This window comes from Magnetospirillum molischianum DSM 120, assembly GCF_000294655.1.
In the GTDB taxonomy this organism is placed as follows: Bacteria; Pseudomonadota; Alphaproteobacteria; order Rhodospirillales; family Magnetospirillaceae; genus Phaeospirillum; species Phaeospirillum molischianum.
The window spans coordinates 350128-367071 of the sequence record NZ_CAHP01000014.1; the positions used below are offsets into that span (position 1 = coordinate 350128).

Genomic DNA, 16944 nt, shown 5'->3' on the forward strand with positions numbered 1-16944 from the left:
TCCATGTGCCCTGGGCGCATCCGGCCATCATGCCGCAAGCCGCCTACCCCTCAAGGTGGAACAGCTTTCGCAGCGTCTTTTCCATCGTCTGCCATTCGTGCCCTTCGGCGGCAATCGACTTCATCGTCTCGGTCGGCGTGTGCAGCAGCCGGTTGATCAGCAACCGGGTCGCTTCGGCGGGATCGACATCGGCGCCAATCTCGGCCAGCACCTTTTCTCGGGTCGCCTCGAACTGATCGCGCAGCGCGACAATCGCCGGAACAGCGGCACGGGCGGCACGGCCGCGCAGGAAGGCGGTTGCCTCGCTCTCGACAATGGCGCGGGCGGCACGAGCGGCCTGCTCGCGCGTGGCGCGGCCCTCCAACGCCACTTTTTCCAGATCGGCGAGGTCGTAGAGGAACGCGTTCTCGATCCGGTTGACCGCCGGTTCGATGTCGCCGGGAATACCGGCATCGACCAGGAAGATCGGCTGGCGGCGGCGGCGCTTCAGCGCCAGCGACACCGCATCGGCGGTAACAACCGGCGTCCGCCCCCCGACACAGGTCAGCACCACGTCGGCCCCGGAAATGCCGTCGCGCATGTCCTCGAACGGCAAGACATGGCAACCAAGCGTGCGGGCCAGCGTCTCGGCGCGGGTTTCCTTGGGGGCCGTGACCAACATGTCGGTCAGACCGGCAGCCAGCAGGCTTTCGCCGACCAATTCGCCCATGTCGCCAGTACCGATCAGCAGAGCACGGCAACCGCCGAGATCGCCGTGCAGATCGCGGGCAACCTGGACGGCGGCAGCGGCGATACTAACCGGCCCCTCACCGACGGCGGTCTCGGTCCGAACCCGCTTGGCGACGGCGAAGGCGGCCTGGACAAAGGCGTCAAGGTGACCGCCAACGGTTCCAGCCTCTCGCGCCAGGCGATGAGCGGCTTTGACCTGGCCTCCGACATGCGGCTCGCCAATCACCAGCGAATCCAGCGCCGAGGTCACGGTGAAGCCGTGCCGCACTGCTTCACCTCCCGACAGGGTATAAAGGTGGCTGGCCAACCCCTCGGCCGTCAAACCGGCCTTGGCCGCGAACGCTTCGCCGACCAGCGTGGTGGCGTGGTCGGCCTCGGTATCGGCACACCACACTTCGACCCGGTCGCAGGTGGACAGCACCAAAGCCTCGGCCAGACCGGCCTGCTTCAGGCCATCGAGAAAAGACGGCGCGCTGGCGTCGTCAACATAAAGAGCGTCCCGCAATCCCAGCGAAGACGACCGATGATTGGCCCCGACGATGACCACACGTTGGGCTAACGCACTCACCCGTGTGTCTCCCCTTCGACCTGGCGGAGCAGCCTCTCTTCAAGTCCGGACAGCGCGACTTCTTCCTGGGTCCCGGCGTCGAGATCGCGCACGGTGACCGCGCCCCGCGCCGCCTCGTCCTCGCCCAGGATCACCGCGAACCGGGCGTTGAGTTTGACCGCACGGGTCATCCGCTTTTTCATATTGCCGGAATAACCCAGTTCGGCGACCAGTCCGGCCCGGCGAATCCGCTCCGCCACGACCATCGCCGGGCCAAATTCGCCCATCGGCACCACCGCGATCGGGCGAACGGTGTCGGGCGGATCGCCCGCCAGCATCGCCAACCGCTCGATACCGGCGGCAAAGCCGATGCCCGGCGTCCGTTGCCCGCCCATTTGGGCGATCAGTTCGTCGTAACGGCCTCCGGCCAGCACCGTCCCCTGAGACCCCAGCGCCGTCGTCGTGAACTCGAACACGGTGTGACAGTAATAATCAAGGCCGCGCACCAGACCGTCACTGATCGTATAGGGAATCCCCAGGCTGTCCAACCCGTTGGTCAGCGTGGTGAAGAAGGTGCGGGAATACTCGTTGAGATACTCGCCCAGACGGGGGGCACCGGCAACGATGCGACGGTCGCCTTCGTCCTTCGAATCGAGCACTCGCAACGGATTGCGATCGAGACGGTTCTGGCTGTCCTCGGACAACTCGCCGCGATAGGCCGACAGATACTTGGTCAGGGCGGCGCGATAATCGGCACGGCTATCGGCATCGCCCAGACTGTTGATCTCAAGCTTGACCATCTCGGCCAGCCCCAGATCAGACAGCAGCCGCCATGCCAGCGCGATCACCTCGATATCGGCGAACGGAGTCTCGACCCCCAGCAACTCGACGCCGACTTGATGGAACTGACGCAACCGCCCCTTCTGAGGCCGCTCGTGGCGGAACATCGGACCCCGATAGAACAGCTTCAGCGGCAGAGACTGGGCCAGACCATTCGAGATGAACGCACGGGCCACCCCGGCGGTGCCTTCGGGCCGCAAGGTCAGCGAATCGCCCGAGCGGTCGGTGAAGGTATACATCTCTTTGGTCACGACGTCCGACGTCTCGCCCAGGGTGCGCGAAAACACCTCGGTGAACTCGAAGATCGGAGTCAGAATCTCGCCGAAGCCGTAGCGCCGGGCGGCAGCCAAGGCGACCTCCTCGATACGGCGGTGACGACGACATTCCTCAGGCAGCAGATCGTGTGTGCCGCGAACCGGTTGCAGGTTAGACAAAACCTCTAGACCTCCCCCTGCCCGGCCGCCTCGATTTCGGTGGCCTTGGCTTCGACCAGCGCCACGATGTGATCGATCATCGCCTGGGTCGAAATATTGTGGTTGGGATCGCCGCCGATATAGACCTTATGATTCCCGGCACCGCCGCCGGTGATCCCGATCATCGTTTCCCGCGCCTCGCCCGGACCGTTGACGACACAGCCCAACACCGACACCGTGACGGGAGCGCGGACGTGGGACAGACGCTTTTCCAAAGCTTCGACGGTGTTGATGACGTTGAAGCCCTGACGCGCACAGGACGGACAGGACACGATCCGCACGCCGCGATGGCGCAGGTCGAGGGTCCGCAGCAGTTCGAAACCGACCTTGACCTCTTCAACAACGTCAGCCGATAGCGAAACGCGCAGCGTATCGCCAATTCCTTCCCACAGCAGGGTTCCAATCCCCAGCGCCGACTTCACGGTGCCGCCGGTCAGCCCGCCCGCCTCGGTGATGCCGAGGTGAAGCGGATAGTCGCACGCCGCGGCCAGACCGCGATAGGCCGCCACCGCCATGAAGACGTCCGAGGCCTTGACGCTGATCTTGAAGTCGAGGAAATCGTTATCTTCGAGAATGCGGGCATGTTCCATCGCGCTTTCGACCAGCGCGTCGGGGCAAGGCTCGCCATATTTCTCCAGCAGATGCTTGTCGAGCGACCCGGCATTGACGCCGATTCGCATCGAGCAGCCATGATCGCGGGCTGCCTTGACCACTTCGCGCACCCGCTCGGCCGAACCGATATTGCCGGGATTGATGCGCAGACAGGCAGCACCGGCATCGGCAGCTTCGATCGCCCGCTTATAATGGAAGTGAATATCGGCGACGATCGGAACCGGCGAACCCTTGACGATCGCGCGCAGCGCCTGCGTCGAATCCTCGTCGGGACAGGAGACGCGAACGATATCCGCCCCAGCCTCGGCGGAACGACGGATCTGGTCCAGCGTTCCTTCGATGTCGGTGGTCAGAGTATTGGTCATGGTCTGCACCGAGATCGGGGCGTCGCCGCCGACCGCTACCGGGCCGACCATGATTTTCCGGGACGTGCGCCGGGTAATGTGCCGGTAGGGCCGCAGACTCATGGTTTCATTCTCACAGTGATGCTCGTGACCGTCCGGGCAACCGCCAGGACCGCCCGAAGCGTCGGGTTATAGCGCATTCCGCCGGGCACGAGGAAGGGGCCTGTGGGGGGTCACCCCCCTGCCCCCAGCCGGTCGGGATCGAGCCGGATATCGCGTCGGACCTGGCCGACCGCGCCGAGAGGAGCGATGCGGCGACCGTCAACCGTCACCTCCAGGGCGCCGGAATTTCCCGCCATCAGCGACAGGCCGGGACGGTTTGGCAGGCGCAGGCTGTCGCCCCGGCGCAACAGACGCGAGGTCAGAATCGACCCGTCCATTTCGCGCACCTGGACCCAGCAATCATCCGCTGCCGCATGCAGAGTGACGCGGGAATCCGCATGTTCCGATCCGAACACCTTCCCCGTCGGCGCGATCACATCGGGAACCTTGACCTCGGGCACGGGAACCGGGGCGGCGACTTCGACCTTGGCCGGTTCTGTCTTGACGGGTTCGACCTTGGGCGGCTCGGTCTTCAACGAATCCGGCCTTACCGCGACCGGCTCGACCGGCGCGGGAGGCAGAGCCGGAACCGTCGCCGGAGCCGCGGCAACGGGTTCAGGAGGCTTTGCCTCGGAAACGACGGACTTGGAATCGTCGTCAGACTCGACCGGAGGCACCACGTCCTCGCGGGTGTGGGTCTGATCGGAATCGGCTGCCGTAGGCGTGGAGGCAGACGCACGCGGCTCGCCGGTCAGCGCCGCCTGCCGGTTGAGCATCGTTGACAGGCGCTCCGGCAACGGCGGAACCATCTCGGCCACATCGGCTTCGCGCGACGACAGCAGATACCAGCCGCCATAAGTCAGACCGGCCAGAACAAGGCCGAGAAAGATCACGGCGCCGCCGGGAATTCGTCCCTCGGACACCGGAGACGGAAACGCCAGCTCGGTTCGGTTGGTAAAACCGCCCGCCCCTTCCTGACGGAAGCGGCGGACCAGTTCCTCGCCATCAAGTTCAAGATATTCGGCGTAGGTCCGCAGGAAGCCGGCGGCATAAGCTCCACCGGGAAGATCGCGATGACGACCATCTTCCAGCGCCTCAAGAAACGACAAGCGGATGAAAAGCTGTTGCGAGCATTCGGCCAGCGAACGGCCGGTCCGCTCGCGCGCAGCGCGCAGGGTCGGCCCAACCGCCAGATAATCGGCAATCCGGGCGGGCGGGCTGTCCACAGGGGGGATGCCGGAATCGACCGGCGGCGTCTGGTCGTCAGAAGCGGGGCTGTCCACGGCGGCGGACCCTTCTCGTCAAGCGGTTCCCTGGTTTAGCAATTCCACCGGGCCGGGGCAACCCCTGCCCGGAAATGACGGGAGCGCACAGACTGCAAGCCCGGCAAAGCCGACCGCAGTTGCGGCACCTGACGACACACCCTAAAGCCGCACGCCATGATCGATGGCAAAGCTACGCAGCTTCGGGCGCAACGAATGATCGCGCGCGTCCAACAGACTGTGCAGATACGGCACCAGAACTCCGACATCGAGGCTACGCACCATCGTCTTCACCGGACCGATCGCGGGCGCGGCCACCGACAGCGAGCGAATGCCGATCGCAATCAGAGTCATCGCATCAAGCGGGCGACCGGCCATCTCGCCGCACACCGAGAGATGGACCCCATACTCACGGCATTTATCGGCGACGTGGCGCATGAAGCAGATCATCGAGGGCGACAGCGGATCATAGCGTTCGGCAATGCGGGGATTGCCGCGATCGACCGCGAACAGAAACTGGGTCAGATCGTTAGAACCGATCGAGACGAAATCGACCAGCGGCAGCAATGCGTCAAGCTGGAACGCCAGGGCGGGGACTTCCAACATCGTCCCGACCCGAATGCGCGTCGGCGGCACCCCTCCCAACTGTTTCTCGCGAGCGATCTCGATATCGAGAATTTCCCGCGCGTGGACCAGTTCGGCGACCTCGGCAATCATCGGGAACATCACCGACAATTCGCGTCCAGCGGCGGCCCGCAGCAGCGCCCGCAATTGCTGGCGCATCACCGCCGGGCGGTCGAGGGTAATCCGGATCGAGCGCCATCCGAGCGCCGGATTGTCTTCGTCCGAGGGATTCCAGTACGGCAACACCTTATCGCCGCCCACATCCAGGGTACGGAAAACCACCGGCTTGCCTTCCGCCTGATCGAGGATCTTGCGGTACAGCATGGTCTGAGCATCGACGTTGGGCAGCGCCGAACGCGCCATGAACGGCAGTTCGGTGCGGTACAACCCGATACCATCGGCCCCGGATTCGTGCAGATGCTGAAGGTCGAGCAGCAAACCGGCATTCATCAGAATACCGATGCTGATACCGTCGCGGGTCTCCGCGGGCAGATCGCGCAACTTGGCATAGATGGCGCGGCGCTGCTGGCGCTCGCTCATCGCCTCGATAAAAGTCTCACGGATATCTTCGGGCGGGCGGATAAACACCTGTCCGTTGTCGCCGTCGCAGATGACAGGGTCCAGCGGCTCGATCATGTCGAGCACGTCCTTGACCCGCCCGACAACCGGGATATCGAGCGCACGAGCGACGATGGCGACGTGCGACGTGGTTGAGCCTTCCTCAAGCACCAACCCGCGCAGCCGCTTGGGATCGTAATCGAACAATTCCATCGGCCCGATATTGCGGGCGACCAGAATCGCCACCTCGGGCAGTTCGCCGCGCGGCCCGTCCTCATCGTCACCGGACAGGTGCTGCAACAGCCGGTTGGCCAGATCCTCGAAATCGTGCAGCCGCTCGCGCAGGTAATTATCGGTGATCAACGCCATCCGGGCGCGGGTATCGTCATGCACCTTCTGCACCGCCGCCTCGGCGGTCAGACCGGTACGCACCGCCTCGCTGATCCGGTTCAGCCAGCCCTTGTCCTCGGTGAACATCCGATAGGTTTCAAGGACGTCGCGATGCTCGCCGTCACGCATCTCGGGACGCGAGAACAGCTCCTCTAACTCGGTCTTTATTGCCGCCAGCGCCCGGTTCAGCCGGTCGATCTCGATATCGGGATCTTCGGCGACCAGACGGCGGACAGTGATGCGGGGACGGTGCAGCACCGCCACCCCCAGCCCGACCCCGGCATTCAGCCGCACGCCTTCAAGACGCAACGGCAGGACCGCGTTGCCATCGACCGGCACCAGTTCCGAGCGGTTGACCAGATCGCCCGACGCCACCAGTTCGGCAAGAACCATCGCGACGGTTTCGAGGGTCTCGACTTCTTCTTCGGTGTAGTGGCGCATGGTGCGGTTCTGCACCACCAGCACACCCAAAACGCGCGAGCCGCGAATGATCGGCACGCCCATCAGCGAATGGAAAATTTCCTCGCCGGTTTCAGGGCGATAAGCGAAGCGGGGATGAGCCTGGGCATCGGCCAAGGCCAGCGGGCGGGCATGGGCAGCGATGTCGCCGACCAGACCTTCGGCGACACGCAGCCGGGTCTGGTGCACCGATTCGCTTTTCAGCCCTTCGGTCGAAAACAGCTCCAACACCTCGCCCGCGCGCATCACGTAGCACGAGCAAACTTCGGCGACCATGTCGGCGGCGATCAGCGTCACCACCTTGTCCAGCCGTTCCTGAGCGGTACCCGCTCCGGCCATGACATCACGCAAACGGCCCAACAGCCGCCGCGATACCGATGTTGTTCCCGACGTCAGCATCCCACCTCCCCCGACGTCAGCGCCCGGATCACTGCCCGACCAAGGCCAGGGACGGCCCCTCGCGGGCATCCAAAGCATCCAGCGCCTGATCGACCAACTCTTGCAGGATCTCTGCGGTGGGCTGTTCGCGCGAAACCATTCCGACGCTCTGACCGGCCATCAGAGAACCATTCTCGGTATCGCCGTCGATTACCGCACGCCGCAACGCTCCGGCCCAGTAATGCTCGATCTGAAGCTGCGCTTCCTTCTGGCTGATCTCGCCGGAACGGCATCGAGCGATCACCTCGTGCTGGAATTCGATGAAGCGGCGGGTCGCGTTGTTGGCCAAAGCGCGCACCGGGATCACCGGGAATTGAGGATCGACCTGGATCGAAGGCACCGCATCGCGCGCAGAAGCCTTGATAAAAGATTGCTTGAAGCGCGGATGGGCGATGCATTCGGTGGCACAAACGAAACGAGTGCCAAGCTGACAGCCCGACGCCCCCATTTCAAGGAACGACAGCATCGCCTCGCCCCGACCAATGCCACCGGCGACGAACACCGGCACTTCGGGAATCTGGGGCAGAATTTCCTGAGCCAACACACTGGTCGCGACCGGGCCGATATGACCACCGGCCTCGGTTCCCTCGATCACCAGGGCGTCGATACCAGTTCGCACCAGCTTGCGGGCAAACGGCACGGTCGGCGCAAAGCACATCACGCGGGCACCAAGATCCTTGGCCCGGCGGATCGAGGCGCTGGTCGGCAATCCGCCGGCCAGGACGATATGCCCGACCGACAGACGGCCGCAGACATCAATCAGCGCCTCCAGGTCGGAATGCATCGTAATCAGATTAACGCCGAACGGGCGGGTCGTAAGCGCCTGGGTGGCGAGGATTTCCTCGGCCAGCCGATCCGGTGTCATCGTGCCGCAGGCCAGAACCCCGAACCCGCCGCCATTCGAGATCGCGGCAACAAGATTACGCTCGGATATCCAGGACATCGCGCCGCCCATGATGGCGTATTCGGTGCCGAGAAATTCACGGCCCCGGCGCCATAAGAGCTCAAGCCGCTGTCTCGCCTTAGCCTTGTTCATCAGATCCCCTGGTCCGTTCTCTCCGCCCCCCGGCACCGTGGCGGATACCACGGCCCAGGGCGACGATCTCGCCTCGACCCGGTATCAGGCCGCGTCGAGGCCGTAAGCGGTATGAAGCGCTCTGAGCGCCAGTTCCGTATATTTTTCGGCGATCAGCACGCTGATCTTGATTTCCGATGTCGAAATGACCTGGATGTTGATGCCCTCCAGGGCCAAAGTCTGGAACATCTTTTGGGCAATTCCGGCGTGCGAGCGCATGCCGACGCCAATCACCGAAACCTTCACCACGTCGGGATCGTCGGTCAGCCGTTCGAACCCTAACGTCGATTGGGCACCGTTCAGCACTTCGCGCGCCCGCTCCAGATCGGTATGCGAGACGGTGAAGGTCAGATCGGTGAACCGCCCATCTTCCGACACGTTCTGGACGATCATATCGACATTGACCGAAGCATCGGCAAGCGGCCCGAAGATCGAGGCCGCCACACCGGGCCGGTCCGGCACCCGAGTCAGGGTCACCTTGGTCTCGTCGCGGCTATAGGCGATGCCGCTCACCAGTTCCTTTTCCACGATCTCATCCTCGTCGCAAACAAGAGTACCCGGCTTGTCCTCGAAGCTCGACAACACCTGCACCCGCACCCGGTGCTTCATCGCCATCTCGACCGAACGGGTCTGCAACACCTTGGCCCCGACCGAAGCCAGTTCCAGCATCTCCTCGTAGGTGATGCGTTGCAGCTTGCGCGCCTTGGTCACGATGCGGGGATCGGTGGTATAGATCCCATCGACATCGGTATAAATGTCGCAACGATCGGCCCCCAGGGCCGCCGCCAGCGCTACCGCCGAGGTATCCGAACCACCGCGTCCCAACGTGCTGATCCGCTCGTCCGGGCCGACCGCCTGGAATCCAGCGACGACCGCAACCTGTCCGGCCGCCATCGCCGCCGACATCCGGTCGGTATTGATCGACTCGATCCGCGCCTTGCCGTGCACGCCGTTGCTGCGGATCGGAATCTGCCAGCCGCACCACGAACGCGCCTCCAGCCCCAATTCCTGCAAACCAATCGCCAGCAAACCGATCGTAACCTGTTCGCCGGTCGCCACCACGGTGTCATATTCGCGCGGATCAGGCAACTTCGCCATCTGATTGCACCAGGCAACCAGTTGATTGGTCACGCCGGACATCGCCGACAGAACCACCGCGACTTGATTACCGGCTTCGACCTCACGTTTGACGCGGTTCGCCACATTCTTGATGCGGTCGATATCGCCGACGGAGGTGCCGCCGAACTTCATTACTATGCGAGCCATTCAGGAGACCCTTTTGCCCCGGGCGCCCAGCCTGAAAACCCAGGGACGACCCGGCCTGATACTGGAAATCTTTAACATGCCCGGTTGCCGCCGGAAGGGCGCGTATACATACTCTGTCGAAGGTTCGGAAGCAAGAGCGGCCCAGCCCGAACGGGCGGGCCTCGCGTAAGGAGGTTTTTGTTCATGACTCAGCCGGGCACCGCATCGCCGGAGGAAATCGCCCGTTTCACCGCCATGGCCGACGCCTGGTGGGATCCTACCGGTAAATTCAAGCCGTTGCACAAATTCAATCCGGTGCGAATCGACTTCATGCGCCGTCAATTCGCCGAGTTGTTCGGGCGCGACCCGTCGCTGGAGCGTCCGTTCGAGGGATTGACCCTGCTTGACGTCGGCAGTGGCGGCGGCCTGTTGTCCGAGCCTCTGGCCGCGCTGGGCTTCACCGTCACTGGAATCGATGCGGGCGAGAAGAACGTCAAGGTCGCTAGCCTGCATGCCGAAAAGACCGGGGCCAACGTCACCTATCGCGTCGCGTCGCCCGAACAGCTCGACCCCGCCGAAATGTATGACGTCGTTCTCTGCATGGAAGTGGTCGAGCACGTCACCGACATCGACCTGTTCCTGCGCTCCGCCGGTGCTCATCTGAAGCCGGGCGGCGTGTTCGTCGGTGCCACCCTCAACCGCACCCCCAAAAGCTGGCTGCTGGCCGTGGTCGGCGCCGAATACATCCTGCGCTGGCTGCCACGGGGCACCCACGACTGGCATAAATTCGTCCGCCCGTCGGAGTTTTCGCGGATGCTGCGTAATGCCGGGATCGAGACCCACCGTTTCGTCGGCGTCTCCTACAATCCGATTTCCGACGAATGGCGCGAGACCGACAGTCTCGACGTTAATTATCTGGTGCTGGGCGGTAAGGCCGCCTGATCCTAAGCCTTCGGGGTGCGCTGGCGCAATGCCGCGCGCCCCAGGGTCTGGTCTGTCCGTATATATTAGAGTCTCGCCGATCCAACGGACGAATCGTCCACGATGCCCCGTCGCTACACGAAAGGATTAGTCTAGTAGATTAAGGTATTGCCCCTCTCCCCTCTCGTTCGCTAGGCTTGCCCGGCAACACAGGCGCAAGAACCCTCGCGCCGTGAACGGAGGGAACAGGTCGATCATGGTCGCCATTTTGACAATCCGCGGACGGCTGATCGCCCTGGCCCTGGTCAGTGTGATCGCCACGGGCGCCATCGTCGCCGGCTGGTGGACAGTCTTCAACGAGTTGAAGGTCGGCGGGCCGGTCTATAATCGTGTCGTCCAGGCCAAGGATCTGCTGGCCGACGTGAATCCGCCGCCGGAATATATCATCCAGGCCTATCTGACGATCTCGCGCGCCCTGAACGCCGACCCCAGAGATCTCGAAGGGCTGCAACGGATGCTGTTGCAGCAAAAGACTCAGTATTTAGAACGCCATGCCTATTGGGAAAAGGCGGGACTTGAGGGCGAGATCGCGGCAATCCTGCTCGACCGCTCATTCAAACCGGCGGTAAAGTTCTTCGAGGTCGCCGAGACTGTCTATTTCCCCGCCTTGGCCCGTGGCAGCAATTTCCGCGCCCAGATGGCCTTCGCCGAGATGGAAATGCTCTATGACGAGCATCGGGCCGCCATTGACACGTTGGTGGCGACCGCCAACACCCTGTCCACCACAACCGAAGCCGAGGCCGCGAGTCGCGAAGGGCGGCTGAAAGGCGCGGTGCTGGCGCTCACTCTGTTCGCGACTCTCTCCGCCCTGGTCGCGCCGCTCTTGGTATCGCGGTCGATCACCCGTCCGCTCGACCGTCTGATCGGTGCGGTGCGCAGCCTCGGTGCAGGCCAGACCGACGCCGAGACCCCGGAAACCAACCGCCGCGACGAATTGGCTCCGCTGGCGGTCGCGCTGGAGCAATGGCGGCAAAGCCTGATCGCGGCGGCAGAAGCGGCCCGGCGTGAACAAGCCGAACTGGCCTTGCGCGAGGAGCGTCAGCGCAAGATCGAAACGGCCACCCACCATTTCGACGGCTCGGTGAAGCTGCTGCTGGAAAAGATCAAGGCTGCTGCCAGCGATCTGCACCTTTCGTCGGACACCCTGACCGGCAATGCGGATCAGACCCAGCGGCAAAGCGCCGCCGTCTCCACCGCGACCGAACAAGCCACCGCCAATGTCGCGACGGTAGCAACGGCAGCGACCCAACTGAGCAGTTCGATTGACGAGATCTCGCGACAAGTCCGCCAATCCGCCGCGATCGCCCGCACCGCAACCACCGAGGCCGACGAAGCCAACCGAACCATCGGCGGCTTGCTGAAAGCCGCGCAGAAGATCGGCGACGTTGTGAAACTCATCAACGACATCGCCAGCCAAACCAATTTGCTGGCGCTGAACGCCACCATCGAAAGCGCACGGGCGGGCGACGCGGGCAAGGGCTTTGCCGTCGTTGCCGGCGAGGTCAAGACCCTGGCCGGTCAGACCGCTCGGGCAACCGACGACATCGCCCAACAAGTGACGGCAGTGCAGCAGGCGACCGAAGCCGCCGCCCGGACCCTGGAGGGAATCGGTCAGACGATCCGCGACCTCAACGAATTATCCTCGGCCATCGCCGACGCGATCGAGCAGCAAAGCGCCGCCACCGCCGAAATCTCCCGCAATGTCGAAGAGGCTTCCACCAACACCACCCAAACCTCGGGCAACATCGCCGGAGTCGCTCAGGCGGCGGCGGAAACCGGCCGCATGGCCCAAGGCGTGTTCCAGGCGGCCAACGGCCTGCTATCCGAAACAGAAAGCCTGGAAAACGAGGTCCAGCGTTTCCTGAACGAGGTTCGGGCGGCATAATACCGGACGGGCCGCACCCCGAGATTGCGTATAACGGGGGCGGCCAAACGGTATAAGGCTTTCACGAATATGGGTTTTCGGCTTGTTACCTGGAACGTCAACTCGCTCCGGCTCAGGATTGATCTGGTAGAACGGATTGTCTCGGAGATGGCTCCCGATGTGCTGTGCCTTCAGGAGATCAAGGTTGACGACCCCCTGTTTCCCCTGGATGCCTGCCGGGCGCTCGGCTTCGAACACGTCGCCTTTCACGGGATGAAAAGCTATAATGGCGTCGCGGTTCTGTCGCGCCACCGGATCCATTCGGTGCGCACTCCGTCCTGGTGCGGCAAGGACGACCGCCGCCACCTGATCGCCGAACTCGACGACGGGCTTCAGATTCATTGCCTTTACGTCCCGGCAGGCGGTGATATCCCCGACCCCGACCAAAACCCCAAATTTGCCCACAAGCTCGCGTTCCTACGCGAGCTGACCGCGTGGATGGCGACCGAAATCCGCCCCGAGCAGAAAGTGATTCTAGCGGGCGATTTCAACGTCGCCCCCCTGGTCAACGATGTGTGGTCACACAAGCAACTCTTATCGGTCGTCAGCCACACTCCGGTCGAGGTCGAGGCGCTGACCGCGCTTCAAAACAGCGTTCCGTTCGTCGATGCGGTGCGGCACTTCGTCCCCGATACCGAAAAGCTGTTCACGTGGTGGAGCTACCGTTCGCCGGACTGGACCCGCAACGACCGGGGCCGACGGCTCGACCATATTTGGGTTACTCCGGCACTGAAGGACAGCCTACGCGCCACCCTGGTCGCCCGCGAAGCCCGTGCCTGGCCGCAGCCGTCCGATCACGTTCCGGTGATGGTCGATTTCGATCTGTGATCGCCGAACCGCACCACCGCATCCATCCGCTCCAGCCCGGCCGGGCGGTGGGTGATCAGCAGGAGAGAACGGCCTTCCAACCCATCGATCACGGCGTCGAGCAACGCCTGCTCGGCGGCGAGGTCGAGTCCCTCGCCCGGCTCGTCGAGGATCAGCACCGGGGCCGGGCGCAGCAGGGCGCGAGCCACCGCCAATCGCCGCGCCTGACCACCGGACAGAGTCAGCCCCGCAGAGCCGATCCAGGTGTCCAGCCCCTCGGGTAAAGCGGCGACGAAATCGGCCAGCCCAACCAGGGAGAGGCTACGCCACAGAGCGGCGTCTTCAGCCTGGGGATCGGCCAGACGCAAGGTGTTGCGCAGAGTGCCGCTGAACAGACCGCAGCCCTGCGGGGCGACGGCGAAACAGCGCCGCCGCGTTTCGTCGTCAAGTGCAGCAATCGGCCGCCCCCCGAGCAGGATTGTCCCGGCATCGGGCTGAACCAAGCCGGTCAGCAGCAGCACCAGGGTCGATTTGCCACTGCCGCTAGGGCCGATCAGTGCAACCTTACCTCCCTGCGGCAGATCAAAATCAAAGCCGTCGAACAGCCGGGTCCGCCCCGGCCCCCAGCTATAGCCGATCCCGCGCAGCGACAGGTCGCACCGTTCGGGCAACGGCTGGGATTCCTGGATAGCAACGGATGGCGGCGGCACGGCATCGGCCAGAGCAAACACGCGTCGGGCCGATTCGATCACGCCCCCCAGCGCCAGGAAAGCGGCGGGCAGCGGTGCCACCGCCTCGAACAGCGCCAGGGCCAACAAGGCCAGCATCGCCAGATTTGGACCACCCAGCCGCCCATCGGCCAGCAGCGGCACCGTCAGCACCACGGCCGCCCACAGTGCCAGATGGCCGCACAACAGCCCTGCCGCCTGGGATAACGCGACCATCCGGCCCAGGCCGATCTGCTCGGCGATCAGGTCGGATGACAACGCCTCGATCCGGGCGCGATGACGGCGGTCGGCACCGAACACCAGCAATTCAGGTAGACCTTGTACCGCTTCAACCGACGCTCCCGACAAAGCGGTCAGCAACCGAACCTGCCGCACCCCCCGCCGCGCCGCGACCCGTGCCACCACGACCGGCACCGCGACACCGGCAGCCAGTAACAAGACAGCCTCGGTCAGCGCCAAGGACGGATCGAACCGCCCCATCCACGCCACCCCCAGCCCGCCCCCGGCCAAGGCCACGGCCAGCGGCGCAGCCAGCCGAAGAAATACCGTCTCCAGCCGGTCGAGATCGCCGCGCAATCGCTGGGCCAAATCGGCACCGTCATGCTCACCGCGCAAAACCAGCGGCAACAGTTCCAGCCGACGATACAGCCACACCCGCAAGCGGGCGATCAGGCGGAAGGTCGCCTCATGACCGACCAATCGCTCGCCATAGCGCCCGGCGGTGCGCACGATTGCAGCGGCGCGGATCAGCGCCGAAGGGGTGAAGTAATTGAGCGAAGTCCCCGCCACCCCGGCCAAAGCCATTGCGGCGATGAACCAGCCCGACAGCGCCATCAGCCCGGTCTGGGCCAGCAGAGTCAGGAGGGCGAGGAAGGCGGCCAGGGCCAGCCAGCCCCAGACCGGACGATAGAGCAGCAACAATCGCGCCAGAACTCTCATTCTTCGTTCCCTGTCACTCGTCCGTGATGAAGACAAACGACGCGATCGGCGGCAGCAATCGTTGCCGGGCGATGGGCAATCACCAAAACCGTTCGCCCGCGCGCCAGGGCGGGCAGCGCCAACGTCAGCGCTGCCTCGGATTCGGCGTCCAGACTGGCCGATGGCTCGTCAAGAATCAGCAGAGGAGCATCACGTAACGCGGCACGGGCCAGCGCGATCAGGCGGGCCTGACCACCCGACAGGCCGCCCCCGTCCTCGCCAAGGCGTTGGTCATAGCCATCCGGCAGAGTCGCGATAAACGAATCCGCCCCGACCGCCCGCGCCGCCGCGATCACCGCCGCCGCGTCCGCCTCAGGATGGCCCAGCCGGATATTGTCGGCGATACTGCCCTGGAACAAATGCGGCCGCTGCGGCACCCAAGCAACCCGCCGCCGCCATTCGCTGGGATCGAACACCGAGAACGGCCGTCCATCGATTAGAATCTCGCCGCCGCTGGGAACGGCAAAGCCCAGGAGAAGATTGACCGCCGAACTCTTACCCGCGCCGCTGGGACCAATCAGGGCGGTGATTCGTCCGGCTTCCAGAGTAAAGTCGGCTCCATTCAACCCGATCCGTCCACCGCCATAATCGAGGTGGACGTCGCGAAAAACGATCTCGGGTGCGGACATAGGGGGCGGTTCTGCCGCGACGGGCAACGGGGGAAGTGTCCGCGCCAGCAGATCGGCCAGCGTTCCCGCGGTCCCCAGCGCCTCCATCCGGGCATGGTATTGCGCGCCCAGGGTCCGCAACGGTCCATAAAATTCCGGTGCCAGCAACAGGATGAACAGACCGCGCTCGAACCCGATCTCGCCCGCCAAAAGCCGAAATCCGATCAGCACCGCCACCAGGGCGATCCCCAGGGTAGCGAAGAATTCCAACGCCAACGCCGACAGAAACGCCACCCGCAACACCGCCATCGTCGCCAGCCGGTATTCGTCGGCGATGCGGGCGACCGTCTCGGCCTCGCGCTTCGATGCGTTGAACAGCTTCAGAGTGGTCAAGCCTTGGACCATCTCAAGGAAGTGCGCTCCCATCCGGGCCAGCCGCGCCCATTGGCGGCGGTTCAGCCGTTCGGCTCCCGAGCCGATCAGAGCCATGAACAGCGGGATCAGCGGCGCGGTCAGCAGCAAGATCAGTCCCGACACCCCATCCAGCGGCATCACCACCGCCAGCAGCGCCAACGGCACCAGAACCGCGTTGCGCATCGCCGGCAGGAAACGGGTGTAATAGGATTCGAGCGCTTCGATCCCATCGACCAGCAAGGCCGACAGCGCCCCGGCGGACTCAGTCCCCAGCCGCACCGGCCCCAGCGCGAACACTTTTTCGGTCAGTTCGGCGCGAACCGCTTGGCGCACCCCGGCTCCGGCAGCCAGAGCCGCCGCCTCGGCCGCCCAGGTGAGCCCGGCACGCGCCAGAATGATCGGCGGCACCCACCCCAACCACGGCCACAGCGCGGCCAAATCGGCTCCACCGGATACCGCCCGGTCGATCGCTGTCGCCAACAGGGAATATTGCAAAATCATCAACGCCGCATTGGCCATCTGCGCCAGAGTGGCCAGAGCCAGCGGCCGCCGGACCGAAGCGACACGGCGGCGGAGAAACCCCGCCGCCGCTGCCGCCTCAGCGGCCGTTTTATCGACCGTCACTGCTCGTGGCTACTGCGGTCGAATGCATCTTCGGCTTCGTACCACAGGGCGTTGATCAACCCGATGGACAGCGCCGCCGTCACCCCTAAGATCCAGGTGAAGTACCACATCAGCCTTCTCCTTCACATAATATGCCTCTGCCTTAAGCGCCGCCGTGGCAAAGGCGGCCCCGGAAAGGGCCG

The 16944-nt window shown here is 64.2% G+C and carries 13 protein-coding genes; 3 read left to right on the forward strand and 10 right to left on the reverse strand.

Translation table 11 applies throughout. The annotated features are described in order from the left end of the window. Nucleotides 1-43: 43 nt before the first annotated feature. The 7 genes from hemA to PHAMO_RS05945 form a co-directional block, all read right to left on the reverse strand. Entirely contained in the window at nucleotides 44-1297 is a 1254-nt protein-coding gene (gene hemA, locus PHAMO_RS05915; protein ID WP_002727399.1) for a glutamyl-tRNA reductase, read from the reverse strand. Next, on the reverse strand, nucleotides 1294-2550 hold the full coding sequence (gene hisS, locus PHAMO_RS05920; RefSeq protein WP_002727400.1) for a histidine--tRNA ligase: 1257 nt from the start codon (nucleotides 2548-2550) through the stop codon (nucleotides 1294-1296). Before hisS ends, hemA begins: the two co-directional genes overlap by 4 nt. A gap of 5 nt (nucleotides 2551-2555) precedes the next feature. Next, the gene (ispG, locus tag PHAMO_RS05925) at nucleotides 2556-3668 is read right to left on the reverse strand and encodes a flavodoxin-dependent (E)-4-hydroxy-3-methylbut-2-enyl-diphosphate synthase (RefSeq protein WP_002727401.1); all 1113 of its coding nucleotides are present in this window, start codon (nucleotides 3666-3668) and stop codon (nucleotides 2556-2558) included. Nucleotides 3669-3778: 110 nt separating this feature from the next. After that, nucleotides 3779-4930, reverse strand: coding sequence for a helix-turn-helix domain-containing protein (locus PHAMO_RS05930; protein ID WP_002727402.1), 1152 nt, complete (start codon nucleotides 4928-4930; stop codon nucleotides 3779-3781). Nucleotides 4931-5071: 141 nt separating this feature from the next. Continuing rightward, nucleotides 5072-7339 (reverse strand): phosphoenolpyruvate--protein phosphotransferase, encoded by a 2268-nt coding sequence (gene ptsP / locus PHAMO_RS05935; RefSeq protein WP_002727403.1) that lies wholly within the window; start codon nucleotides 7337-7339, stop codon nucleotides 5072-5074. A 28-nt stretch (nucleotides 7340-7367) separates the two neighbouring features. After that, entirely contained in the window at nucleotides 7368-8414 is a 1047-nt protein-coding gene (locus PHAMO_RS05940; RefSeq protein WP_002727405.1) for an NAD(P)H-dependent flavin oxidoreductase, read from the reverse strand. 84 nt (nucleotides 8415-8498) lie between these two features. Then, a complete protein-coding gene (locus PHAMO_RS05945) occupies nucleotides 8499-9719 on the reverse strand; it encodes an aspartate kinase (RefSeq protein ID WP_002727407.1) in 1221 nt (406 codons plus the stop codon). Nucleotides 9720-9896: 177 nt separating this feature from the next. Here PHAMO_RS05945 and ubiG point away from each other — a divergent pair, with 177 nt between their 5' ends. From ubiG to xth, 3 genes are all read left to right on the forward strand, one after another. Next, complete coding sequence (gene ubiG / locus PHAMO_RS05950) at nucleotides 9897-10640, forward strand: bifunctional 2-polyprenyl-6-hydroxyphenol methylase/3-demethylubiquinol 3-O-methyltransferase UbiG (protein WP_407635473.1); 744 nt, start codon at nucleotides 9897-9899, stop codon at nucleotides 10638-10640. A gap of 235 nt (nucleotides 10641-10875) precedes the next feature. Further along, the gene (locus PHAMO_RS05955) at nucleotides 10876-12564 is read left to right on the forward strand and encodes a methyl-accepting chemotaxis protein (protein ID WP_002727409.1); all 1689 of its coding nucleotides are present in this window, start codon (nucleotides 10876-10878) and stop codon (nucleotides 12562-12564) included. A 69-nt stretch (nucleotides 12565-12633) separates the two neighbouring features. Further along, the gene (gene xth, locus PHAMO_RS05960; protein WP_002727412.1) at nucleotides 12634-13431 is read left to right on the forward strand and encodes an exodeoxyribonuclease III; all 798 of its coding nucleotides are present in this window, start codon (nucleotides 12634-12636) and stop codon (nucleotides 13429-13431) included. Here xth and cydC read toward each other — a convergent pair. Genes cydC through cydX form a run of 3 tightly spaced genes read right to left on the reverse strand, consistent with a single transcriptional unit; the run spans nucleotide 13398 to nucleotide 16872 of the window. After that, nucleotides 13398-15077, reverse strand: coding sequence for a thiol reductant ABC exporter subunit CydC (cydC, locus tag PHAMO_RS05965; protein WP_002727414.1), 1680 nt, complete (start codon nucleotides 15075-15077; stop codon nucleotides 13398-13400). The two genes, xth and cydC, sit on opposite strands and share 34 nt — an antisense overlap. After that, the gene (gene cydD, locus PHAMO_RS05970) at nucleotides 15074-16762 is read right to left on the reverse strand and encodes a thiol reductant ABC exporter subunit CydD (RefSeq protein ID WP_002727420.1); all 1689 of its coding nucleotides are present in this window, start codon (nucleotides 16760-16762) and stop codon (nucleotides 15074-15076) included. Before cydD ends, cydC begins: the two co-directional genes overlap by 4 nt. Then, complete coding sequence (cydX, locus tag PHAMO_RS18915) at nucleotides 16759-16872, reverse strand: cytochrome bd-I oxidase subunit CydX (protein ID WP_081504470.1); 114 nt, start codon at nucleotides 16870-16872, stop codon at nucleotides 16759-16761. Before cydX ends, cydD begins: the two co-directional genes overlap by 4 nt. Between the last annotated feature and the right edge of the window lie 72 nt (nucleotides 16873-16944).